The organism is Rubinisphaera italica, assembly GCF_007859715.1.
Classification (GTDB): domain Bacteria; phylum Planctomycetota; class Planctomycetia; order Planctomycetales; family Planctomycetaceae; genus Rubinisphaera; species Rubinisphaera italica.
In genome coordinates this window covers 3,469,722-3,494,940 of sequence record NZ_SJPG01000001.1, presented here as the reverse complement: position 1 = coordinate 3,494,940, position 25,219 = coordinate 3,469,722, and the positions used below count along the sequence as shown (strand labels likewise).

The window sequence follows — 25,219 nt, the reverse complement described above, 5'->3', positions numbered from 1 at the left end:
TGTGAGCCGTGGCACGTTCGAAATGATTGTGCCTACCGAAGATTACTCAGTCGATTCTGCAAATCTGATGGCAATGAGCCCAGCGAGATGCGGGCTTTGTTGAGCTGATTGAAGACGCGTTGATCGAGGCGTGTGTAGAGATCGGTTGTTGGATCGGGATCTGGTGAATTTTTCAATAGATCGGCATGCCAGTCTTCCAGAACAGCGACGGTGACGGAATCCGGAACGCCCTGCAAGGCGTAGACGACTTCTTCCATAATCGACTGCTGGGCATCGAGATGGTCGGAATAGACGCCGGCAATTTCTTTGAGCAGCGTTGCCCGGTGTTGTTTCCAGTCGGTCTCAGTATTGGCTTTAACTTCTGGAGGACGGCCGTTTTTCCACTGGTCGGCGACCTGACGGATCAGCCCCGGCATCCCCGTGCTGAGTTCCTTGATGAGATCGGCTCGATCTTCCGGGCTTGTATTTTCAATCGACTTGTAGACGATCTGTTGCAGATCTTCTCCGAAGAGGCCGGGGATTTGCTGGACCATTTGCTGAATGGTTGGGCTTGGAGTCGAATTGTTATTGTTGCCAAAAGGATTTGGCAAAGGTGTGACGGAAGAATCTCCGTGGTCGTGTCCATCGTGATCGTCATGATCTTCTTCGTGATCGTGAGTATCACTGCCGAGATAACCATTTCCAACAGGATGATCGTGCTTGTGTTTTGCGATGGAATCTTTATCAAAACCATCCATATAGGGCTCTAACAATGCTTCTAGCTCACCTGGGAGGACGGGATAAATCTGCTCAAACAGCACAGCCGAAGCATAACCCGCATTAGAGTGTATGACGGTTTCTCGTGTGTTCTCTGTCATTGTAAACATGAAGAACGAAACGACCAGACAGATGATGGCCCCTTTAATGGCTCCGAAAATCGCTCCCAGATGGCGGTCGTAATCATCGAATTTTGCTTTTTCAAGCCCACCTTTTATGGTTCGGGCAATTGCAAAGGCAACAAACGAGCCAACAATATAGAGGCCAAGAATCGAAACCCAGCGGCTCAATGGTTCTTGGAGACCCGTCATCGGCGCGATAGCGAGCGAGACTGTTTCCGCAAATACGAAACAGATAACCAGCCCGGCAATTGTCGCCAGTTGCCAGACAAATCCTTTGACCAACCCGCGCCACACAGACAGCGCGAGAATCACGAGGCAGACAACGTCGTACCACATCGGCAGCATCCTTGCTTAAAAACTCAGCCCATAGATAAAGAGTTGGTGGCAGTATATCGCCCTGTACGGATGAGGAAAAGACGAATTATCACCACACTGGTCTTATAAATGAGTCCGCTTAGAAAGCTGGGGAATTGCCTGGAGTTGCTGGAGTATTCCCTGGTTTTTGAGGGGTAGAGTCAGGTTTTGCAGGATTCGCGGGAATAACTACAGTCCCATCGACCAGCGATTGAGAACTTTCCGTAATCAGCTCATCCCGATCCTGTAGAGGGCCGGTCACATACGAACGACCTTCACCGACTGGTCCGAGAAGTTCCACTTCAATATCGCGAACGACATGGTCACGAATAACCTGAACAATTCGAGTTCCTGTTTCTGAGTTGTTCAATGAAGTGTTTGCCAGTTCGATTACGGGCTGGCGTGGAACGATATTGGAATAAGCGGTTTGTCCATCATGATATTTGCCTGATTTATTATCGATCACGACTACGGCAATGGCAGCCGTGTCGACGAGTTGACGCAGTGCCTGCCACTCTTCAGTGAGAGGCAAAATCGTCTGAACAGTTCCACTGACCGAGCCATTGTCGAGGGTGACTTCCATCTGGTCACCAGCTTTGACGTCATTGCGATTTACGGGGATTCGGACAGAAAGTTCCGAAGAATCGCGCAGGGACATCAGCAAATCCCCTTCATTGACAAAGGCACCTTGAACAGCATTCACCTGCAGGATTTCCCCCTGAAAGGGTGCTCTGACAGAAGTGTTATCAAAATTCAGCTGAGCCAAATCGAGATCGACTTCTGCGACATCGAGTTCGGCTTCTGCCAAGTCGAGAGCGGCCTGTGGTTGTTTTCCTTCACCAACCTGGGTTTTTGCCAGATCGCGACGCAGGGTCGCAGCTTTCACGTTTGCTTTGGCTCTTTCCAACAGCTTGGTCGCCTTGGCAGATTCAATTCGCAGGACTTCTTCCTGAGCACTGACTTTCGCTCCTGTTTTGACGCGGACATTCTGCACAATGCCTTCGACCAGAGACCGCACATCCAGCTGACGAGTTGGCTTGAGACTGATCGGCACACGGAACTGGTCCGGAGAAATCAAATGAATTGCATCCCTCTTGATCACAAGTTGTGTACCGGAAGGCAAACTCGGGTCGGCAGCAGGTTGAGCAGTGCAGGAGTTGACTGGCATCAACAGGCAGCTGGTCAAAACAATTCCATAAATCATAACAGGATAGGCGTATGAACGCATTTTTGTTCTCCAGATGAATCTCAGTGAGCAATATTGCAGACTATTCAAGTCTTCAGATTAATTTAATGAGGTTGAGACAGAATGTGAACTCATGGCGATTAAATGTTAAGGCTGGAGATGAAGATTCAATGAATAATCGAATATCGCAGTAATCAAGTTTTCAGAGGATCTCTGCTTTGAGAGCGTGAGAGAGCCGTTCAAGTTCAGAAAAATCATTATAAAGGTGGCTGGAAATCCGGATGTGCATGCGGCTGCTCCATTTGACGATCGGAACTTCAATCCTGTGTTTTTGTGCCAGTCGTTCCTGAAGAGGATGAGGTCGCCCCGTCCATTTAGCCGGAACCGGGACGCTTTCCGGCAGTGGAATAGTCACCATGGAACCGAACCAGTCCTGTTGCCGAGTCGAGTAAGGCTCTGTCCGAAATTGTTTGGAGAACAGGTCATAGGTCTGAGAGGCCATATGATAAGTTTCTTCGCGAAAGCGTTCCAGGCCATAGTCTTCCAGGAAATCGATGGCGTTTGAAATTGCCAGAAAGCGAGATGGATCGCTCGTTCCGACCCACAGAAATTCATTCTGCCAGCTTTTTTCTCGTCCATACATTGTGCCACCCCAGCTGGTATTGACCGTCGAGATGTTTTGCTGCCATTGGGGAGCAACGTACAGAAACCCCGTTCCAAAGGGAGCACATAGCCACTTATGACAGCTCGCGGTGTAGAAATCGCAGTTGAGAGTTTTCAGATTTAACGGCCGCATCGCAATGGCATGTGAGCCATCGATACAGACTGTTAATTTTTGTTCGCGGGCCCGCTGGCAGATCTTTTCGACCGGTAATACCAGTGCTGTCGGAGAGGTGACATGGCTGATGACAAGCAGTCTGGTTTGAGGAGTGACACTGCGAAACACAGCCTCGACAATTTCATCGGCATCCTGAAATGGAATGGGTAGCGTGGCGATGACGATCTTTGCTCCCACAGAGGCGGCTTTCTTTTGCCAGATCCGTTCAACGGCTCCGTATTCATGATTGGTGAGCAGAACTTCGTCCCCGGCCTGCAAAGGGACCGAGTTCGCGACGATGTTCATGCCGAAAGTCGCATTTTCAACGGGAATGAGGCAGTTCGCGGGAGAGCCGATGAACTGACCAAGTTTTGCCAGCATTTCATCGAGCAAGCGTTCCCGCTGCCGGACAAGGAATTCCATCGGATTGGATTCCAGTTGCGACATCCACTCCCGTTGAGCCTGTTGCACACAATTGGGTGACGGTCCAAACGAGCCGTGATTCAGATAAGTAATTTCAGGATCCAGCGACCAGGATGATTTCATGACAATTCGATGCGTCAGGAGGGAATTAAGTGATTAATACCTGAAGCATCTTAATGTATGAACCGAGGTTCGACTATTATGGGCGAAACTCGACAGTCCCTTCATAGATGTACTGGGAATCGCGACTTAATCCACTTTGGAGTTGCAGACGATTAATACGGAAGGACGAGCGGACAGTCATACCAGGATAAATTGATTTATACGGCGTACGATAAGCCGAGCGATAATAAGGTTCGGGAGTAACCGCAGCCACTTCCGGAGTGAGTGCATGGCTGTAGTAGGATCTTTGAAATGCCCAGTTTTCTGCAGTGGCGACCGAAGGTAAGGCGATCACGAAACAGAACGTCAATAGGCTTTTACAAATTTCAGTAGTGAATTGATTGAGAAGTCTCATCACTGTTTGCCAATCTCTGGAATGCATCACCTGATGTTGCATGAATGAAACACAGGGCGATTGATGTTGCGATTTCTCACCAGAAAGCCAGTAATTATCGCAGGTTTTGAACTCTTTAGAGAGAGTCGCAATCCAGATGCCAGAGTGGCTAAAATGCAGAATCGAGTACAAGCACGAATCGCAAGCGAGTGTGAGATCTCACTGATGATGATATTCAGATATTCGCAAACTCGTTTCAACACGACTGGGCAAGTCAGCAGTGGCACACCTCAAACGGTATTTGATACTACGGCAGCAGGCCTGTTGTTTCGTCGTAGCCGCACATCAGATTGAAATTCTGCACCGCGACTCCCGACGCACCTTTAATCAAATTATCGAGTACTGAAAAGACCTGTACGGTTCCTCGGGAGACGCGAACTGTCATGTCGCAGAAGTTTGTGTGGGCGACATCTTTCGTACGTGGGAGTGCCTCAATCACGCGGATGAAGGGCTTGTTCTCGTAGAACTTCCGCATGACTTCCAGCATTTCTTTCTCCGAGGCATCGCTGCTGGCTCGGGCGTACATTGAGCATTGCAGGCCACGATCCATCGGGATGAGATGGGGTGTGAAAACAACTTCAACTTCTTTTCCGCTGACATCACTGAGAACCTGATCGATTTCCGGCGTGTGGCGGTGATTGCCGACGGAGTAGGCCATCACACTTTCATTACACTCAGGGAAGAGGGTGATCATTTTGGGAGAGCGGCCGGCTCCTGAAACGCCGCTTTTTCCATCGATGCAAATGCCGACAGGATCGATATGTCCGCCGCAGAGCAGAGGAGCCAATCCCAAAATCGAGGTGCTGGTGTAGCAGCCGGGATTGGCAACCAGATCCTGACCGGGAATTTGATCGGCATACAGTTCGGGTAAGCCGTACACAATGGTGCCGAGACGTGTGGGATCTGTATGTACATGGCCATACCATTGCTCGTAAACTTCGGGATCGACGAGCCGATAATCGGCACTCAAATCGATCACTTTCACATTCTCGGCCAGCAATTTTGGAATCGCTTCCATGCTGGCGGTATGTGGCAGACAGGTAAATGCAACGTCGGCTGCCTGAGCAATTTCCTGTGGATTGAGCAGTGTGCAGGCCAGGTCGATGCGATTTCTCAGTGATGGATGAATCTCACTCAGTTGGGGGGCATCTTCCTGGCGCGTTGTCGCGACGGTGATTTCGACATGCGGGTGTCGTAATAAGATGCGAATGAGTTCCAGTGCGGTGTAACCGGTGGCACCAATGATGGCGACGCGTGTTTTTTTCGTTGAGGAAGGCATGAGTGGTCGAGGGTCCGGGGGCTTGTGTCCAGTGGGAAATCGAGTCTTTTCTGAACGTTGACTCTATTCCAGACACTCTAACCAATCAAGCCGTTCGCTGGAAATGCGTGAGAAGTGCTAAGTCGGGTTTGCCTGGATTTCTCACGTATGTTGTCAAATATTTTGGTCCTACAAGCACGAATCGCAAGCGAGTGTGTTATCGCGTGTTTGACACACTCGCTTGTGCTTCGTGCTTGTAAAATCAATCGCTGTGCTTCGAGTCCAGCCAACCTATAAGGGATGTTCTTACGACTTTTGTCGAGCACTTTCGACTTTACGGCACATCAAGTCGTAGGTTCGTTTCGCTTCATTAGCGGTCAAGAGAGCATCGCAACGGGTTTCGAAGTTTGGCGATATGTTCCAGCGAGACAGGACATCGAACATTGCTTCTGCGCGAGCGGTGTCGAAGTTAAACTTCTTTTTCAGGCGATCGGCTTCGTCCGGCGGCAAATCGGAAAATTGTCCGATGAGCAGGAAATCTCCGTCATTGGAAAGTTTCAGATGCAGCGAACGAAGTTCGTTTGCAAGACTGGCATCGACATTCACTTTGACATCCACGGGACCGCGAGCCAGTAATCGACTGACAACAGCCGCTTCGTCTTCGCAGGATCGAGCAGCCGTTTCACAGGCGGCATAAACGATTGCTTCATCGACGAGATCAGCTTCGTAAACATCGGGGCTGATATGTTTCCACCAGGTTGTAGCCAGAAGATCCATCTGCACATGCGGCGGAACCGCCCGGAGAAACGGAACTTCGGTCAGAAAGCCGAATCCGGTTTCCTCGAGGGAATCGAATTGCAGTGTCCAGGAAACACGTTCCATTGTGTCAAGCATCGCCGTGCGAAAGGCGATGTAACTGAGGAACGTCTGAGGCAATGTGTCTTTGGCTATAGTGATCATGTCGCTCATGTTCTCAGCCGGTGCAGGCGGTCGCAAGAGCGAACTTGAATTTATTTGCCAAATTGGGTGTCGACTTTTGGCAACACCTCGGAAGATTTGCCAGAACTCGCTAAACAGATAATTTTCCCTGTATTACCAAGCTTGTCCAGCAGGAGAGCGACTTACTGAATTTCAATCGGTTCGAGCATAATAGATTTGCATTAGACTACTTAGCCCGAAGCCATCCAAGTGGATTCCGATTTACTGACCTTCCTGAATCAACGTAACATCTCCATCAATCGCGACCAGCAGGGCACCGATTTTCTGATAGAGGCGTTCAGAAAAGCGATGATCATCGATGATTTCAGCGGCATGCTGGCGAACACTCATGTCGGAGAGTGATTCCGTATTGGAACCATGTTCCTGAATTGTCCTGCTCAAATTACGGGCTTTGGGAATGAAGCCATTGTCGAGATGATCGACCAGTTCACGCATCAGACGATCGGCTTCGGTCAACTTTTCACGGAGGGTCATCTTTTCAATAGATTCGTTCATAGCCCGACTTCATCAATATCAATAGAGCGAGGTTAAAATCTAATCTTGAAGTGATGTCCAGTATGCACCACTCCAACTCAGATACATTGATAATGCCGTCCGCAGGGCCGTTCTGTCAAATCTTTATCCGAGGATTTCTTTTTTTCTGGAAACGTAATCCCAGATCACAAAACGATCCAGATCATCTCCAGCAGTAAAAATAACCCGGCCTTGTGTAGTTTCTGCCAATTTATGCGCAAATTGAATGTCTTCTTCGGTTTGTGACCAACTCGGCACCAGGAAAATATTGATCGTGATCCCTTCCCGCTGACACAGCATCGCTTCTCGGAATGTGAATTCTTCCGTCCGCTCATGTGGCGGGTACAACAGATAAAGCCAACTCTCTTCAAAGTGAGCAGTGGGAAGTCCATCGGTGATGACGATCACCTGACGATTCGGCGTATCCTGAGTCGCCAGATATCGCCGGGCCTGCTGAAGCCCATGTTGAATGTTGGTGAAGTGTGGCGGAATCATTGGCTCGCTGACATCGACCCGGCTCATATCGACTTTCAACTGCACAACGGGATCGCTGATTGTCACCGGCTTCGGCAGCAGATTGATGATCTCGCCCCTCGGCACCGGTTTCGCAAACGATGCCATTTCAACAAACTGTAGATAGTCGCCCGGATACTCACTGCGAATAAGACCATCTAAAGCCAGCGCCATCCGTTTCACATTCATATACTGACCGTTGTAGCGAGTTGAGCCAGAGACATCCATCACTACGACCGTTGCACACTTGGGAGAATTGCGGGTTTTGTGGATCTCGATATCTTCATTACGAAACTTGAGCGGTTGATCGGTTCCCTGTCGCAACATCGAGTTGATAATCGATTGCGACATATCCATTTGGGTAATCGAGTCGCCGAATTCGTAAGGCTTGGTCTGCTGCATTTCGACAGCTCCCTCGCCGACAATCGGTCCCTGATGCCGCCCACTGCGGGAAGCCTGCAGGTTCGAGAAAATTCGCGACAGCAGTTTTCCCTGAAAGATTTTATACGCTTCTGGAGTCAGTCGGAAGGCTCCATTGCCATCCAGTTCCAGCCCCTGCCGCTCGGCCATTTCTTTGAGATAATCTTCCACCTGCTTTTGCAGATTTCTCAATTCATCCATCTGGCCAGACTCGGCAAACTCTTCGAGTGCTTCCATATCAATCACGCCGATGGTCGCGTTTTCCATCGCTTCAGCTATTTGCTCAAGCAGTTCATCGATCTTTTCGAGCTGTTCTTTAATTTCGAGTGCCTCGGAAACGGTCATCGATTCCCGACCGGTAAAGTCGTACTTGGAAGCGAGTTCATCGACCTGATATTTATCCCCCATTGTCTGCATGACCTGCAATAAATGATGCGCAAACGGATTGTGTTCATCATCGTTGGCATACCAGAGTCGTTCCAGTTCGTAAATCTGTTCATGAAAGATCGCTTTACGATATCTCTCAGCAAGTGGCTTCGGCGGCTTCTGTTCGCGACCTTTGGCGACCAATAGCTTAGCGGCTCGATCCTGAACGGTATCTGTCTCGTAAGTCGCCAGGATTTTGCGTTTGCGTTCTTCAAGCATTGCCTGAATGGTTTCCAGGCTGGGGCCGAATCCCTGGATTTGACTCGGATCAATTTTTACAGCCCTGGCCAGTTCTTCCGGAGTCAGCTTGCGATGATTTCCAAACATCAGTGAATGTTCAAAAGCCGAAGAAACCATATCGGGAGGCGGTTGAGTCGGGCTGGGGAGATTGACGGGATCGTACTTCTGATAAGTGTGAACGATGCCACCATGTTTTGCTGAAGCCATAGCTTTTATTTCTCGTTGAAGGAATCGTATATTAGTCTGGCAATATGAATGATCGACAGACTTCAATGCGTTTCGGAGTTTGTCTATTATAGGACAAAACGTCACACGTCCACATGGGGAAAAGAAATCATGTTTCGAAATCTTGTTTCGGTGAGTTTCATTCTAGCAATGAGTGTACTTTCAATAAGTGGCACTGTGTCAGCTGAGGATCAGTCGAAAGGCTGGACTGCTGATCCAGATTTAGTCAAGAAGTTTGAAAGCCGTTCGAGTTCGAATAATGGCGGACGGGATTTTATTTACAGCGAAGAAAAAGTTCCCGAGTATTCTCTCCCCGACATTTTGACAACAGATGCTGGAGAGAAGGTCACGACCGTCAAAGAATGGGAATCGACGCGCCGTCCGGAGATTTTGGAACTCTTCCGCAAGCACGTCTACGGAAGAAACCCTGTCGGACGTCCTGAGCAGATGTCCTTTGATGTTTATGATGTCGATCCCAAAGCGATGGATGGCAAGGCAACCCGCAAGCAGGTGAAAATTACGTTCGAGAATAACGGCAAATCGCTCTCGGTGAATGTCGTGATCTTCATTCCGAATGACGCTGAACACCCAGTGCCTGCGTATTTGTTGATATGCAATCGGGACAAAACGAATATCGATCCGACGCGCGAGAATAAAATCGAATACTGGCCCGCTGAAGAAATTGTTGCTCGTGGATATGCCGCGGTTGCCTTTCACAATGCCGATATCGACCCCGATGATTACGACAAATTTCAAAATGGGATTCATGGTGTGTTGGATGAGGGAGAACGTCATGATGATGCCTGGGCGACTCTGGCAGCCTGGGCATGGGGTGCAAGTCGTGTGCTTGATTACCTGGAGACCGATCGCATGATTGACGCCGAACATGTCGCTGTCGTTGGGCACTCTCGTGGTGGCAAGACATCGCTATGGGCCGGTGCTACCGATGAGCGTTTCGCGATGGTTGTTTCCAACAACTCCGGCTGCGGGGGAGCTGCTCTGTCCCGTCGTCAATATGGCGAAACCGTCGGCCGCATCAATCGCGCCTTTCCGCACTGGTTCTGTGAAAAGTTTTCCGAATACAACGAAAACGAATCCGAAATACCCGTCGACCAGCACATGCTACTCGCGCTGGCTGCTCCCCGGTTACTCTACGTCACCAGTGCCAACGAAGATTTGTGGGCCGACCCCCGCGGCGAATTTCTCTCCTGTAAAGAAGCCTCGACCGCTTACGAAATTTATGGGAAAACCGGACTTGGAACGAATCAGATTCCAGCCCTGAACGAACCCGTTCAACAAGGCAACATCGGCTATCACGTCCGCAGCGGTGGACACGGATTGACGCTCTATGACTGGACTCAGTTTATGAACTTTACTGATAAGCACTGGAAAAAAAGGTGAGTGATTAGAGGGGAGAGGTGAGAATGAAGCTGAGTTTCAATGATTAACGTTTTGTTTGTGTGTGGTCGTAATAAATGGCGTAGCCCCACTGCTGAAACAATCTATCGTAATGATGATCGTTTCAAGGTGCAGTCAGCAGGAGTGAGTGACAAGAGTTCGCGAACAGTGACCGCAAAAACAGTTGAATGGGCAGATATAATTTTTGTCATGGAGTCGGAATACGGCTCTCGAATTCGGAAAATGTTTCGCAACAATAACCTGCCAAAGATTGTCAATCTGGATATTCCAGATGATTACCAATTTATGGATGAGGAATTGGTCGAATTAATTCGTCAGAGAGTGGAGACATATTTCGACGATTCAGTTCAATAATGGAGTTACTCAATCTCATATGTCACCTGCCCGTGATATTGAGCCCTGCTGATACGATCCGTCGCATGCAAACCGGCGAGTACGAATTCAACGCAGGATGCGCGGACGGCGTCATCCTCAGCGGCATTGAGTTCGAAGGCTTTTTGCCAGATGGGGGGGACATGCTGCAGTCGTTCTGCATAATGGTTGGAGGGGAGCAGGTCGCCGACTTCGATTTTTACGCCACGAGCGAAAATCTGTGAGATTTCTTCGAGGCCGTGCTCTTCAACGTACTCCTGAAAGACGATGCGAATCGCTTCGGCAATGATCGCTTCGAGCACCTGCGATTCCCGCATTTGATGACTGCCCATCAAATCGAGTTCGAGTTTGCCCAATGAAGAAGCGGTCAGATGGCCAAGATCGCTGATGCGAGGGACAGCTGGCTGCTCCTTCAACAAGACGGCTCGACGACGAGCACTGGCAATCATGGTCCGATAGTTCGCGTTGGAGAATCGGGCAGAGACGCCGGAGTCCTGATCAATGTATTTCGATTTCCGGGCCTGGACAGTGATCTGCTCGATAATTTCCCGCATGAAATAAGGAACAACAACAGGATAATTTTCATCGTCGTGAATTCCGGCTTCCTGCTGAGTGATCTGAATTCCCAAGTCGCGATCGCGGGGATAGTGCGTTTGAATGAGCGACCCGATGCGGTCTTTCAACTGAGGAATCACTTTTCCACTGCGGTTGTAAGTGGCTGGGTTGGCGGAGAAGAGAATTAGAATATCGAGGTCAAATTTGATCGGGTAGCCGCGAATCTGCACATCGCGTTCTTCAAGAATATTGAACAGGCCGACCTGCACCAGTTCATCGAGTTCGGGCAACTCGTTCATGGCAAAAATGCCACGATGCATACGGGGAATCAGGCCAAAGTGCAGAGCATTTTCGGTCGACATGCTCACGCCGCCGATCAGTTTTGACGGATCGATTTCACCAATGACATCGGCAAATTTTGTGCCCGGGGAAAGTCGTTCGGCGTAGCGTTCTTCGCGAGGCCACCAGGCGATTTTGACATCCTGAGGCTCTGATTCAGCGAGATATTTTTTCCCGGCAGCGGTAATCGGCTGAAACGGATCGTCGTGCACAGGGATGTCGGGATGATCGAGATAGGGAATTTCAGGATCGAGAAAGCGGACTAGCGAACGCATGATACGACTCTTCGCCTGCCCCTTTTCACCTAAAAAAAGCATATCATGCTCGGCCAGTAAGGCGATGCTGATTTCCGGAATGACTGTGTTGTCATATCCAATGATGCCGGGAAACAGTTCTTCTCCTGTCGAAAGAGCCTTTAAAAAATTCTGACGAAGCTCCTCTTTAACAGTTCGAGATTTCCAGCCACTTTCCTGAAGTTCCTGCAAGGTCGTGGGGTGTTGTGACATACGTTTTGACTTTCCGTGTATTGTTATTGAGCAAGGCTCAGATTTAATTTGATCTATCCATGTAATCATGGGTGGCTTCTGTGAAAGCACCAAGCTTTCATGGAACAACTAGGGTCGAAATGAAAGTAAGCCCCGAGTACGTTTAACGAATCTGGGGGCTAAGCTTCGCTCCGACCCCATCCACCCAAGAGAATAAGAGCTTGCTCTATTATTGCGGCTCACTCGTCATCGCCAAGTCGGATCGGGGGAATTGTCCGTTTCCCTCTTTGATTTGGAGGGAGCAGTCTTTATTGATATGTCCAGAAAATCAGCCGATTTTCGAGATTCCACGAAACAGCTTTCGTGTTTCAAAGTTTAATCAATTGATGAAGTTGCTTCAGACGCGGAAAATCTGTCAGGGGAATACAGAAATGATCAGGATGGCTAAAAACATTTGCACATTGATGTCGGTTGGGGTGTTATTGTCCATCACTGTATCTGTATGTCACGCCGGCGACTGGCCTCGTTTTCGTGGGCCGAATGGTTCGGGGATTGCAGCCGATGATGCGAAAACTCTTGCAGAATGGAGCCCGACAAAGAATCTGAAGTGGAAGACCGAGTTGCCAGGTTCTGGGGTTTCTTGCCCGATTGTGGTCGGAGAACGCGTGTTTGTAACGAGTTATTCCGGCTATGGTCTAAGCCGTTCCGAGCCAGGAGATCCACAAAATTTGAAGCGGCATTTGCTCTGCTTTGATCGAAAAAATGGAAAACAACTGTGGGAAAAGACAGTCCCCGCAGTGCTGCCGGAAGATCTATACACAGGCATGGGAGTTCCCGTGCATGGTTATGCTTCGCATACGCCCGTTTCCGATGGGAAAAACGTTTATGTCTTCTTTGGCAAGAGCGGGGCTTTGGCATTCGATCTGCAAGGAAATCAGTTGTGGCAAACTGGAGTTGGAACCAACTCTGATCCGAAGCGTTGGGGCTCGGCATCGAGTCCGATAGTCGTGGATGACACGCTGGTTGTGACGGCAGGACCGGAAGGACGTGCAGTCGTTGGTTTGGATAAGAAAACCGGCAAAGAACTCTGGAAAGCCGAGTCGTCTGGGCTGGGTGATGTCTGGGGAACGCCGATTGTCACTCCCGGTGAGGATGACCGAACCGATATTGTGATTGGGGCTCCGTATGAAATTTGGGGCATCAATGCCGCGACTGGAAAACTCTGCTGGTTCTGTGAAGCGATTCCAAGTGATTCTTTCAGTTCGAGTGTGGTCTTTGCCGAAGGTTCGATTTTTGGAATAACTGGCCGGAGTGGAGGTTCGATTGCGGTGAAGGCCGGCGGATCGGGCGATGTCTCTGCAGCAAACGTGGTCTGGTCCGGACGGGATCGTAATCGTTATTGCACGCCCGTTGTTTACGAGGGACGTCTGTATTATATGTCTTCCGGAATTGTGACCTGCCTGAATGCGACAACCGGTGAAGAAATTTTTAAATCACGACTCGGTGGTGGAGAAGTGGCAGAAGAATCTTCCTTCGGCTTTGGAGGAGGTCGTGGACGCGGTGCTGATTATTCTTCACCAGTCCTGGCGGATGGGAAAATTTATTATGTGGCTGCGAACGGACTCACCTACGTCATGAAAGCGAGCGACACCTATGAGCCCTTGGCGGTCAATCGCGTGACGGAGGATGATGAAACGTTTAATGCGACACCGGCCATCAGTAATGGCGATCTTTTTCTGCGTTCCGATAAATATCTTTATTGCGTCGGCGAGTAATTGGCACGGGAATCAATTCAATTCCTGTCATGGACCTAGTAAACTGAGTGAACACTCATGTTGGACTTTGCAGGACAGGATTTTTTATGATCTCGACGAAACTGAATTTATGCAGGCTGGCAATTTTCTCGCTCGCAGTCGGCTTTGTTTTCACCAGTTTGAATACAACTCTGCAGGCCGCTCCTGAATATGCGGCTGTCAAACCAAAGCTGATTCAACCTCGCGATGGCTTGGGCAACGTGCTTGCCAAATTGAAGGATGGGCAGCCGGTTAAGATTGCTTATCTGGGAGGTTCGATTACCGCTGCCAATGGCTGGCGAGTGAAAACCCGCGAGTGGTTTGCCAATGAATTTCCTGATGCCGAAGTCGAAGAAATTCATGCGGCTATTGGCGGGACAGGAAGCGATCTGGGCGTATTTCGTCTGCAGCGAGATGCTCTGAAATACAAGCCGGATCTGTTATTTGTCGAGTTTGCAGTCAACGATGGCGGAGCTTCTCCGCAACGAATCTGGCAGGCGATGGAAGGGATTGTCCGACAAACCTGGGCTCAGAATTCCCGCATCGATATCTGCTTTGTTTATACATTCCGAACCGGATTTGAAGAACCGCTTCGAAAAGGGGAATGCCCGCAATCGATTTCAGCAATGGAAATGCTGGCCGATCGCTATGGAATTCCTTCAATCAACTTCGCGATGAAAATCGTCGAACTGGAACAGGCCGGGAAGCTTATTTTCAAGAGTGATCAGCCAACGAAAGCAGGCGTAGTGCGATTCTCTTCCGATGGCGTGCATCCTTTGGATGAAGGGCATCAGATTTATTCGGAGATTGTCGCAGATGCTGTTTCGCAAATGGAGAAAACATCCACGCCTAAGGATCATCAACCCAAGTTGAGTACCACTTTTGTGGACGATCACTGGCAGGCTGCGAAAATGGTTCCGATTGAGCAGAGCATGCTCTCACCGGAATGGAAGCAGTTACCGGACGATGCGTCACTCGCCAGACGTTTTGGAAAACGAATGGGCACGCTCTGGGAAACAAAAACTCCTGGCAGCACATTAACCTTCAAATTTCGAGGCTCGACCGCCAAGCTTTACGATCTCCTCGGCCCCGATGGTGGGCAGGTCTGGATTACGGTCGATGGAAATCAACGCGACAAACCTGTGGCACGGTTTGACAGTTACTGCACCTATCATCGAATTGCGACGCTTTCCGTTGCCAGTGGTTTAGATTCCGATGAAGTGCATACAGTGATTGTCAAGGTTGATGAGGAACAGCCCGATCGGCAGCCGGTTGCGTTTCGCTTGAAGGATCCGGAAGTCGAATTGAAAGCTCCGAAGTTTCAAGGGACCAATGTCCGTGTCGGACAGATTTTAATTCTCGGAGATCTCGTTGAATAGATTTTCAGCTTAACTTTCGACTCAATAAAAAACGGGTGGCAGGGGATCCTCATCGAGGTCACCAAGCCACCCGTATTTTTTTAAGGGATCTTAACCAGGATACTCAGCCACATAAACGGCTTTCACCTGCGTGTAATCCAGGAAAGTCTCTTCACAATTCACGCCTGCTCCCGGACCGCCGGAAATTCCCTGACCGCCGTAGGGGAGTCCATAAGCGATGGAGTTGTGACAGTTCACCTGACAGGTTCCATCGCGGAACTGCTTGGCGAGGGCAATTCCCTTTTCGATATCTTTAGTCCATACGCTGGCTCCCAATCCGTATGGCGAACTGTTCGCCAACTGCAACGCTTCCTCAGCTGAGGAAACAGGACAAATGGTGGCGAACGTGTGAAAGACTTCCTGCGGATTGCAATCGACACCGGGAGCGGTTTTGTAAAGGGCAGGTTTGATGTAGTTCCCCTGTTTGCCGCTCACTTCTGCGACACCGCCGGCAAGAATTGCCTGACCGCCACGCCAGCCTGCTTCTTTCTGAGCTTGGAGGATGCGTCGTTTCTGAGTGGTATTCACGACGGCTCCCAATTGAGTCCCGGCATCGGCCTGATAACCGATTTTGAGGTTTTCCATAAACTCGCGTTGAGCGTCGATGAAGTCGTCTGCAATTTTGTTATCGACAAAAACGCGATGAATCGTGCAGCAGGTCTGCCCGAAATGCTGATTGGTGTACTTGCCGACCATGCGGGCGACCACTTCGGGATCGGCATCGCCCAGCACGATAGCGGAACCATTGCCGCCCATTTCGCGTTTCATGCGGGTGCCGTGACGATCGCAGGTTCGCAGAATCGCCTGACCAACGCCCGGAGAACCGGTGAAGGAGATGTATCGAACCCCCGGATTTTCCGCGATGCATTGGCCGGTGATTTCGCCGCGACCGGGCAACACATTAATCACGCCGGGTGGAAAACCGGCCTCTTCTGCCAGTTTGCCGATGTAGAGAGCAGAGAGCGGAGTGTCTTCGGCTGGTTTGATCAGAATTGTGTTTCCGGAAAGTAGAGCCGGGAACATGAACCATGAAGTGAGGACAATTGGATAATTCCAGGGAATGATTCCTGCGACAACTCCCCAGGGTTCGCGATAAGTGAAACCTTCAACACCGGGTGAGACCTGCATGCTCGGACCATCGCCCATCGGAATTTTGCGGGCGATATCGACAAAGTATTCGGCACAGGCACGAATCTGACCGAAATCACCTTCGGCTAACTCAGAGACTTTTCCGCCATCGAGAATTTCGCAGGCGAGGAACACGTCACGATCCCGCTCGCAGAGTTCGACCAGTTTATTGACCAGTTCAATTCGTTCTTCGACATCAACACTTTTCCAGCCTTGAACACCATCGCCATGAAAGGCTTTCGTCGCCGCATCAACAGCCATGGAAACTTCCGCTTCTCCCATTTCACAAATACGAGCGAGGATCTCCTGAGATCCAGGATCGGTCGATTCGAAGGTGGCATTCATGGAACCTGGGACTGATTTGCCGTCAATAATTCCACCAAGCGGTTTTCCACCGTTCTGACAGAATTGTGAAAACTTCTGCGGCGGAGTAAACGCAGCTGCGGTGTAAGCCTGAATGTCTTTCGTCGCGGTTGCCATATCGATTGTCCTTGCGCTTGGGAATAAGGGAATTCATCCAGAATCAGGATGAACAGAGTCGAAGTAATTTGATCGATCAAATTTAGTTGATGTTATGTCATTATTACAGATTTGCAACGAGATTTTGTACTCACAGAAGTCATTGGCAGTATGCAAACTTCAACAATCAGCATGACAAATGCATGGAAACTTATGTGATCGAATGCTACCATCGGGGGAGGAATAAATCCGCTCTGCGACTTTTATGGTTCCATCTTTACTCATTGAGTTTGATGGAATTTCGATTTCAGGAGATTTTGTATTGAGAAACCGAATCATCCAAAATCTAGGCTGGATTTCTCTTTGCTTTGGGATTCTCTCGTCATCACCTATTTGTGAATATGCTGCCGCTTCAGAGAATATCGACTTCGAAAAGCAGATCGCTCCTCTCTTTGTTTCTCATTGTCTGGAATGTCACAATGCTGTCGAGCCTGAGGGAGGTTTGACTCTCACTGAAGCTAAGCTTGCCTTCACCGGTGGAGAGAGTGGCAAAGCAATTCTTGCTGGAGATTCTGAAGGCAGTTTATTGTGGGAACGCGTTCAGGCCGATGAAATGCCGCCGAAGCATCCCCTGTCTGATGATGAGAAGCGCTTACTGAAAGTCTGGATTGAGCAGGGAGCGGAGTGGCCTGCTGGCGTGATCGATCCGTTGGGAAAATCGACTGCAACACGAGCTGGTCGCGACTGGTGGTCGTTGCAACCATTGCGGGAGGTGAATCCGCCAGAAGTAGATCAACAGGAGTGGATCCACGGTGCGATTGATTCGTTTGTTATGAAGAGATTGGAGCAGTCGAGTTTGACACCCTCGCCGGAAGCGGATGCTCGAACTCTGATTCGTCGGCTCTATTTCGACCTGATCGGTTTGCCGCCGACTCCAGAGCAAGTGGCCGATTTTATTGCAGATCCTTCTGAGGAAGCGTACCAGCAAATGGTTACGGAATTATTGAATTCCACCTACTATGGCGAACGCTGGGGACGGCACTGGCTGGATGTCGTTCGCTTTGGAGAAAGCGATGGATTTGAAAGAAACTTTCAGCGGGAGAATGCCTGGCATTATCGTGACTGGGTGATCGACTCTCTGAATGCCGACATGCCTTACGATGAATTTGTCAGAAGGCAATTAATTGGCGATTTGGAGCAGGGGAATATCGAAGGAGCCGCTTCGACTGGGTTCTGGGTTGCGGGTGTGCATAACACGGTAGTGGGTGGCAGCAAGCGGATGAAGTTACTTGCCAGGCACGACGAAATTGAAGAAGTTCTGGCGACTGTCGGTCAGACTTTTTTAGGACTTACGATCAACTGTGCCCGTTGTCACGACCACAAATTCGATCCCGTTACACAGAAAGAGTACTATCAGTTTGCTTCGGCTATTTCCGGGCTCGGTTATGGTGAACGTGTTGAATCGATTCCAGGCGAACGAAAAATACTGGCGGAGATTGAGCAGAAACTGTCGGCTGTGAAGTCAGAATTATCACAAATTGACGAGATAGCACGTCTTGAAATCCTGAAGGAACGTGAAACGAACAACGATTTTATTCCAGAAACGCCAGCTCCTTATGCTCGTTGGGAGTTTGACGGAAACTTACTGGACTCCGTTGGCTCTCTCGATGGCGAGGCTGTTGGGCAAGTTCAGCTCAAAGAGGGAGCACTGGTCCTGGATGGAAGCAGTTATGTGAAAACGGAGTCGATCTCTCAGAATATTTCTGAGAAAACTCTGGAAGTCTGGGTTCAACTCGCCAGTCTCGATCAACGGGGCGGAGGTGCGATGTCGATTGAAAAGCGAGATGGCAGTCTGTTCGATGCGATCGTTTTCGGCGAACAGCAATCTGGCCATTGGATGTCGGGCAGTAATAATTTTGCTCGAACGGAATCGTTTAGGGGAACGCAGGAAACCGAGGCCGACAATCGAGCAGTACACATAGCCATTGTGTATCAGGAAGATGGCACAATCATTGGATATCGCGACGGAATGCCTTATGGACAACCGATCAGAAAATCGCCGCTTCAGAAGTATGCTGCTGACGAGACGGAAATCCTCTTCGGATTAAGGCACAAGCCACCAGAAGGAAATCGCTATCTGAAAGGTAAGATTCATCGCGCCGCTTTTTATAATCGGGCACTCACTGCAGAGGAGGTTGCTGCCTCCGCGGGCAGGGCTATTGATTATGTCTCAGAGACGCAAATTGTTGACTGGCTGAATGAAGTTCAACGCCAACGTCGTATCCAACTTAAATCTAAAATCGCGGAATTGACTCATGAACGCGATCAACAGTTAAAAATTACCAACCAGAAAATCTACACGTTGACTCCTCGCAAGGGTGAAGTTACGAAAGTCTACTTGCGTGGAGACCCTGCCAATGAGGGGGAGGTCGTTTCGCCAGCAGCGACGGAAGCAATTCCTGCATTGTCGGGTTCGTTTGACCTACCACCAGATGCCCCGGAAGCTGAGCGACGTCGGAAATTGGCCGCATGGATTACCAATCCTGCGAATCCTTTGTTTGCACGGGTGATTGTCAATCGGGTCTGGCATTATTACTTTGGAACGGGCATCGTCGATACTCCGAATGACTTCGGATTCAACGGAGGCCGCCCCTCGCATCCGGAGTTGCTCGAATACCTGGCATTGCAGTTTCAGCAGAATGGATATCGTCTCAAGTGGTTACATCGATTGATTGTGACCTCGAGCACATATCGTCAGGCGACTTACGGAAAGAGTCTGACAGAATGGGAGCAGGCCAAAAAGATTGATTCCGGTAATCGATTGTTGTGGCGTGGCAATTCTCGACGGTTGGAAGCGGAAATTCTGCGGGATGCGATTTTGTCTGTCTCTGGAAAGTTGTCAGCCGAGCAGGGGGGGCCGAGTTTTAAGGATGTTTCCGTCACATTGAATAGTGGGACAACTTATTACGAACCGATTGATGTTGATGGTCCAGAATTCTGGCGGCGAACCATCTATCGATTCAATCCTCGTGGCGGACGAAGTGCACTGCTCGATACGTTCGATTGTCCCGATCCCTCTGCGACTGCTCCCCGCCGCACAGTGACAACGACGCCGTTGCAATCGTTGAGTCTGATGAACAATGTGTTTGTCTTGAGAATGGCCGACTATTTCGCGGAGCGTGTTGAAAGTGAAGCCGGCGAAAACGTTGACGCTCAAGTCGTACATGCCTGGCAGTTGGCGGTTTCCAGAGAGCCGAATTCCAGGGAACTCGAATTGTCAAAGCAATTGGTGAATAACCATGGGCTGTCCGCTTTGTGTCGTGGTTTGTTCAATCTCAATGAATTTGTGAGGATTGACTGAATGGTGAATAATTTTAATTTGCAGACGCGCCGTGAGTTTTTTAACTGGGGCATGAATGGCCTTGGTGCGACTGCGTTGGCGACGCTTCTCAGTCGAGAATCGACCTTAGCTGCTTTGAAAGACAGTAAGTTACAACCGAAAGCCAAGCGAGCGATTCATATTTGCCTTGTTGGCGGGATGAGCCATGTCGATTCGTTCGACTACAAATCGGAACTCAAAAAGTTTCACGGCAAGTCTCTGCAAACCGATGAGCAGCCCGATCTCTTCTTCGGCAAAATGGGGCTGCTGCGTCAACAGGACTGGGAGTTCAAGCCTCGCGGAAAGTCCGGTTTGATGATTTCCGATATGTTTCCTCACATCGCAGAACTGGCCGATGATTTGACGATATTGCGATCGATGGAATCGAAGTCGGCCAATCACACGCCCGCACTCTTTCTGGCCAATAGCGGATTTGAATTCAATGGTTTCCCCTCGATGGGCAGCTGGATTTCCTACGGGATGGGACTCGAAAATGAATCGCTGCCCGCCTACGTTGTGCTCAATGATGAACGTGGTGCACCGAATACAGGTGCTTCGACATGGAGTAGTTCGTTTCTGCCTTCTAATCATCAGGGCGTTGTCTTTCGTGGAGGTGCACAACCGGTCCGCGATCTGTTCCCGGCTCGTGAAGTTAACTCTCAAAGCGATGCTGCGACCCGTGAGTTTATTCATTCCATTAACGAGCAACACGTGAATCAACTTGGAGTCCAGTCGGCTTTGAATGCTCGCCTGAAAAGTTATGAACTGGCAGCGAGAATGCAGACCTCCATTCCCGAAGTCAGCAGTTTTGCAGAGGAAACGGAACAGACGCAATCGGAATACGGAATAAATGAGACCCAAACAGCAGACATGGGCCGTCGGTGTTTGTTGGGACGACGGCTGCTTGAACAGGGCGTGAGATTCGTCCAGCTTTTTTCGGGTGGACCCGTGGCGGGAAGTCCGCGCGCCAGTTGGGATGCTCACGAGAATGTTAAAGAGAATCATACGATCGAAGCAGGCCGGATCGACAAACCAGTTGCCGCATTATTGAAAGATTTGAAACAGCGAGGCATGCTCGATGAAACTCTCGTCCTGTTCACGACGGAATTTGGACGAACTCCCTTTGCTCAATCCGATGCTGACAAAGTCGGTCCTGGACGCGACCACAACCGCTACGGCTTCAGCTGCTGGATGGCAGGTGCAGGACTGAAGCCGGGCTTTGCCTTTGGCAATACCGATGAAGTCGGCTGGAAAGCGGTCGAACGCCCAATCCCCTGGCACGATTTTCACGCCACTATTTTACACCTGTTCGGCATCGACCACGAACAACTCACCTTCTACCACAACGGCATCCAACGCCGCCTGACCAACGTCCACGGCGATGTCGTTCACGAAGTCCTTGCCTGACATCCAGAGACACTATGATTTTAGTGACAATTAATGGAGATGTTTGTCGAAGAAACTTTTGATTGCTTCTTGGATCTCCGGGGCCTGAAATTCTTTACCGCCATGTCCTGCTTCGGGAACAATGATCAGTGTTGAGGAAACGCCAGCCTCCTGCAACTTGTCGTGAAACTTCTGACTTTGAATCAAAGGCACATTAAAATCTTTGTCGCCGTGCATAATTAAAAATGGAGAATCCTCGGCACTGACCTGATAATACGCACTGGCTTGCTTCGCAAGTTCGGGATGTTCGATGACTGTTTTGCCAAGAAGTTTCGCTCCATTGGAATTCGCAACATCTTCAAGCGTCCTCCCGTTTTCCGGAAGGTTGGGGGGCATGGTGAGCAAATCGGTTGGTCCGAACCAGTCGCAAACCGCTTGAACCCTGCTCGATGTTTTTTCATTTTTCGGGGCATCAAGTGTGCCCATCAGAGCGACCAGATGACCGCCAGCCGAACTTCCCCAGGCTGCAATGTGGTCGCCATCCAGTTGAAAACCTGCTGCATTTTCTCGAACCCATCGCACTGCGGCTCGACAATCCTCAATTTGTGCAGGCCACTGGGCCTGGTCCGTCAGGCGATAATTAATACTTACAACGGCATAGCCCTGTTCGACAAGCCAGGTCGCAGGGCAGCGATTTTTACTTCCATTTTTCCAGCCCCCGCCGTGAACCCAAACGATCACAGGGACAACTTCAGTAGACTCCGCAGGTCGATACAGATCCAGCAAAAGAGCCTGCTCGCCTGCTCGGCTGTATTCGAGATCTTTATAAATCACGGTATCAGCGGAGCTTTGCTGATGCTTTGAGTTCTTTACTTTCAGTCCCGCTCCTGCTTTAGCCCGCTCGATCGTGAACTCCACGAGATTCTGGCAATGAAAAAATCCTGTCCAGAAATTATGTCCCTGGCCATGGGGCACCATCAGTTGACATAGTTTTGATTTGTCAGCTTGTTTGTATTGAGTTTGAAGTGTCTCGGAGTTTTCATGGAGAGGAACAACAGTATCTGCATTTCCATGAATAATACAGACTGGAATGCCGGCCTCTGCCAGTGCAGAGGTTTTAGCAATCGGATTGAATAGATCGAGCTGCTTTTCCAGTTCTTCAGCTGTCATCTCAAAGGCAGGAGCCGCTCGCTTAAGGCCTGGGTAAGTATTTAAGTCAAATACTGGATAGATACCTGCCAATCCAGATACTTTATCCGTATTCTTCACGGCCCAACTACTGACCCACAAGCCCCCTCGACTGCGACCCAGCAAACAAGGTTTCGGAGCAAATCCACGATTCCCAACGAGTTCTTCATACAACGCGGTAAATGCCTGCTGTGCTCGGGGGCTACCATATGCCTCCCCGATATCAATCCCGGCGACCGCGATACCGGCCTCCAGAAATTGCTCATGCATCCACTTTTCATGCTTATCAGGATAAGCTGGCAACGTGGGAGCATAGAATACCCAAGGTTGAGGAACTTTTCGCTTCTCGCTGGCTGGCCACATGATAAACGCGGGATGGTCATCGACCAGAAACGATTCTCCAGGAAGAATCAGCTTTTTAACACCCTCGTCCGCTGGAGCAATCGCATCAAAGCAGATCAGCATCAGCAAACAGACGATCTGGAATCGGCGGAAAATCCACTTGTTCATCGACTTTACTTTCTATTGAAAACCCTTCGGAGGAAATGAAACACCGAAGAACAAATCAAAGTATATCGATTCAAATGCCAGTCGTCAGTGCAGGGCAACAAATCGGCTGTTTCAACCGATTGCTACGACCGAGTCACGACTTAATTTGTGAATCTCCGTTAATAAATTGGCGGATCTCAAACCGAAATCGAAGCAGTAAGGCAACTCGATATCACTGTGCGCACTTATTAGTCAGTACTACGTCTGGCAATGCCTGATCTCCATAGGACAACTCATATTTGTGGACAGATTGATACGAATTATGTCAGCGACTTCTTGGGTGGCACGTCCCAAAACGAAGAGATGGGCGTGGGAAATGCGCTCGACCACGCCGATTGCTTTGCTCATGTTGTGCCACCCGATCATTATTCATTTTCTGTTTCAATCGTTAGCCAACTGTCCAATAATCGCGCACGGTACATTCAGCACGTTACGTTGTATCGAATCATTCAGACGAGACAGTAAGCCCTGAACAATAAGGGATGTCGGACGACGAAGTTCCAAGCTAATCCTGAGTCAGCTTTTCGAGTACGTTACGGGTGATTTGTTCCACGAGCTGCGTTTTACCTGTCAGGCCGTGGGCCCAATCGGTCGAGCCCGTCGTTATGACCGTTCCGCCATTCGTGTAGATACCGAGAGTGGCGGAGCCTTCGCGGTCTTTGGGGAATTCGGGATACCACCAGCTGTCATCTGGATGCCAGCGAACAGGGCAAGTTCCCAGGATTTCAAATGTTTTTGGCGTCCCATCTTTGTGAGTCGGATAGGGAAGTCCTTCCCGCCACACCATGTCGCAGCCATCACATTCATAACCGACGATTGTCGCTTCCCCACCGAACCGGTCGCCCCGTTTGAGATTTGTGCCAGCAAACAACCAATGCTCTGGACGATGCACTTCGTAACTGCCTGAGCCATCCATATATTGACCATGACTGAGATGGTAACCACCATATAGAAAGCAGACGCCAGTCAGTTCATTTTCGGGGCGACCAATCAATTCGTGACTCCACAATGTGCTCAGCAACTTGTGATCGCCTTTGCGGAACAGGGGATCGATATTGTACCACTGTTTGTAGCAGGTCAATGCCCGACCATCGTCTTCGCTGCGGACTTGCCAGCAACATGTGTTGCCACTGAAAAAAGCGACATTTCCACCTTCTGCGATGAATGCTTCGAGGTGATCCCGCATCTTGGCCGACCAGTATTCATCGTGACCGACACTGAGCACGAGGCGATAGTCTTTCAAAATATCGGGATGAAATTCGAGATCCGAATTAACCGCGTAATCGATAGCAAATCCATTCTGTTCGGCCCAGGTTACAAACGGTAGTTCCCATTTATAGAACTGTGACGAGAGGGGCCGATCAAACGAAACCCGATGCCCCTGCACGCCATCCCGATCGTGATATGAGTACAGTGAATGACCGCCCCAGTTGGTGTAAGCGTTGTAAGTGTTGGTTGAGAGCTGAAGAAGAATTTTCGACTGCTTCCCCGGTGTCGCCGACCGCACAACAAAAAACAAACTGCTGCTGGCTTCACGGCGATTGCGTTGCACGAATTGGCCGCCACCGTCGCGAACTGTCATTTTGACTTCGTAATATCCGGTGGACCAATCTTCGGGAATTGTTAATTGAAATGTATCCGGCCAGTCGCAGCCATGAGATGATGCTCGATCTGGAATCAGATGATAGCCGACAGGAATCTGACCTTTCTGAAACATCTGGGTCCGCTTCGCCCCCACTCGTTCAATTGTCATCTCCATCTGGCTGGCTGAGGAACTGCAATGAAAATGAACAGTCTCACCCGGAGTGTAGCTCAGTTCGTTGGTGTATCCTTCCACAAACAAACCGGGTGGCTCGGCTTGTTCTGCCAACACAGCTGAGAGATTGAGTGCAATAAAAAGACAGAAGGTGACAACAAATCTTCGGGCAGGCATAGTGATTC

General features: G+C 49.8%; 18 protein-coding genes. 6 read left to right on the top strand and 12 right to left on the bottom strand.

The annotated features are described in order from the left end of the window. Positions 1 to 32 precede the first annotated feature (32 nt). The 8 genes from Pan54_RS12965 to Pan54_RS12930 all read right to left on the bottom strand — a co-directional run bounded on the left by Pan54_RS12965 (position 33) and on the right by Pan54_RS12930 (position 8,790). Complete coding sequence (locus Pan54_RS12965; RefSeq protein ID WP_165441763.1) at positions 33 to 1,214, bottom strand: CvpA family protein; 1,182 nt, start codon at positions 1,212 to 1,214, stop codon at positions 33 to 35. 118 nt (positions 1,215 to 1,332) lie between these two features. Then, complete coding sequence (locus Pan54_RS12960; protein WP_146503881.1) at positions 1,333 to 2,460, bottom strand: efflux RND transporter periplasmic adaptor subunit; 1,128 nt, start codon at positions 2,458 to 2,460, stop codon at positions 1,333 to 1,335. 160 nt (positions 2,461 to 2,620) lie between these two features. Continuing rightward, positions 2,621 to 3,781, bottom strand: coding sequence for an aminotransferase class V-fold PLP-dependent enzyme (locus Pan54_RS12955; RefSeq protein ID WP_146503880.1), 1,161 nt, complete (start codon positions 3,779 to 3,781; stop codon positions 2,621 to 2,623). Between the two features lie 76 nt (positions 3,782 to 3,857). Further along, positions 3,858 to 4,115: a hypothetical protein gene (locus Pan54_RS12950; RefSeq protein WP_146503879.1), complete on the bottom strand. Its 258-nt coding sequence runs from the start codon at positions 4,113 to 4,115 to the stop codon at positions 3,858 to 3,860. 346 nt (positions 4,116 to 4,461) lie between these two features. Continuing rightward, the gene (argC, locus tag Pan54_RS12945; protein ID WP_146503878.1) at positions 4,462 to 5,493 is read right to left on the bottom strand and encodes an N-acetyl-gamma-glutamyl-phosphate reductase; all 1,032 of its coding nucleotides are present in this window, start codon (positions 5,491 to 5,493) and stop codon (positions 4,462 to 4,464) included. A gap of 285 nt (positions 5,494 to 5,778) precedes the next feature. Continuing rightward, the gene (locus tag Pan54_RS12940; RefSeq protein WP_242631308.1) at positions 5,779 to 6,432 is read right to left on the bottom strand and encodes a hypothetical protein; all 654 of its coding nucleotides are present in this window, start codon (positions 6,430 to 6,432) and stop codon (positions 5,779 to 5,781) included. A gap of 240 nt (positions 6,433 to 6,672) precedes the next feature. Continuing rightward, complete coding sequence (locus tag Pan54_RS12935; protein ID WP_146503876.1) at positions 6,673 to 6,966, bottom strand: hypothetical protein; 294 nt, start codon at positions 6,964 to 6,966, stop codon at positions 6,673 to 6,675. 123 nt (positions 6,967 to 7,089) lie between these two features. Then, on the bottom strand, positions 7,090 to 8,790 hold the full coding sequence (locus tag Pan54_RS12930) for a hypothetical protein (RefSeq protein WP_146503875.1): 1,701 nt from the start codon (positions 8,788 to 8,790) through the stop codon (positions 7,090 to 7,092). A gap of 129 nt (positions 8,791 to 8,919) precedes the next feature. Here Pan54_RS12930 and Pan54_RS12925 point away from each other — a divergent pair, with 129 nt between their 5' ends. Both Pan54_RS12925 and Pan54_RS12920 read left to right on the top strand, forming a co-directional pair. Beyond that, a complete protein-coding gene (locus Pan54_RS12925) occupies positions 8,920 to 10,209 on the top strand; it encodes a dienelactone hydrolase family protein (RefSeq protein ID WP_207310135.1) in 1,290 nt (429 codons plus the stop codon). Positions 10,210 to 10,248: 39 nt separating this feature from the next. Then, positions 10,249 to 10,581, top strand: coding sequence for a low molecular weight protein tyrosine phosphatase family protein (locus Pan54_RS12920; protein ID WP_146503874.1), 333 nt, complete (start codon positions 10,249 to 10,251; stop codon positions 10,579 to 10,581). Positions 10,582 to 10,586: 5 nt separating this feature from the next. Here the strand turns inward: Pan54_RS12920 and Pan54_RS12915 are convergent, their stop codons facing one another. Beyond that, entirely contained in the window at positions 10,587 to 11,999 is a 1,413-nt protein-coding gene (locus Pan54_RS12915; protein ID WP_146503873.1) for a magnesium chelatase, read from the bottom strand. 419 nt (positions 12,000 to 12,418) lie between these two features. Here Pan54_RS12915 and Pan54_RS12910 point away from each other — a divergent pair, with 419 nt between their 5' ends. Both Pan54_RS12910 and Pan54_RS12905 read left to right on the top strand, forming a co-directional pair. Continuing rightward, positions 12,419 to 13,753: an outer membrane protein assembly factor BamB family protein gene (locus Pan54_RS12910; RefSeq protein ID WP_165441762.1), complete on the top strand. Its 1,335-nt coding sequence runs from the start codon at positions 12,419 to 12,421 to the stop codon at positions 13,751 to 13,753. Positions 13,754 to 13,839: 86 nt separating this feature from the next. After that, positions 13,840 to 15,150, top strand: coding sequence for an SGNH/GDSL hydrolase family protein (locus Pan54_RS12905; RefSeq protein ID WP_146503872.1), 1,311 nt, complete (start codon positions 13,840 to 13,842; stop codon positions 15,148 to 15,150). A gap of 90 nt (positions 15,151 to 15,240) precedes the next feature. Here Pan54_RS12905 and Pan54_RS12900 read toward each other — a convergent pair whose 3' ends face one another. Next, positions 15,241 to 16,797, bottom strand: coding sequence for an aldehyde dehydrogenase family protein (locus tag Pan54_RS12900; protein WP_146503871.1), 1,557 nt, complete (start codon positions 16,795 to 16,797; stop codon positions 15,241 to 15,243). A gap of 301 nt (positions 16,798 to 17,098) precedes the next feature. Here Pan54_RS12900 and Pan54_RS12895 point away from each other — a divergent pair, with 301 nt between their 5' ends. Together Pan54_RS12895 and Pan54_RS12890 are read left to right on the top strand one after the other, a co-directional pair. Then, complete coding sequence (locus tag Pan54_RS12895) at positions 17,099 to 20,137, top strand: DUF1553 domain-containing protein (protein WP_165441761.1); 3,039 nt, start codon at positions 17,099 to 17,101, stop codon at positions 20,135 to 20,137. Continuing rightward, a complete protein-coding gene (locus Pan54_RS12890) occupies positions 20,138 to 21,562 on the top strand; it encodes a DUF1501 domain-containing protein (RefSeq protein ID WP_146503869.1) in 1,425 nt (474 codons plus the stop codon). A 30-nt stretch (positions 21,563 to 21,592) separates the two neighbouring features. Here the strand turns inward: Pan54_RS12890 and Pan54_RS25870 are convergent, their stop codons facing one another. After that, positions 21,593 to 23,239, bottom strand: coding sequence for an alpha/beta hydrolase (locus Pan54_RS25870; protein ID WP_165441760.1), 1,647 nt, complete (start codon positions 23,237 to 23,239; stop codon positions 21,593 to 21,595). Positions 23,240 to 23,783: 544 nt separating this feature from the next. Further along, positions 23,784 to 25,211 (bottom strand): N,N-dimethylformamidase beta subunit family domain-containing protein, encoded by a 1,428-nt coding sequence (locus Pan54_RS12880; RefSeq protein WP_207310134.1) that lies wholly within the window; start codon positions 25,209 to 25,211, stop codon positions 23,784 to 23,786. Positions 25,212 to 25,219: the final 8 nt, after the last annotated feature.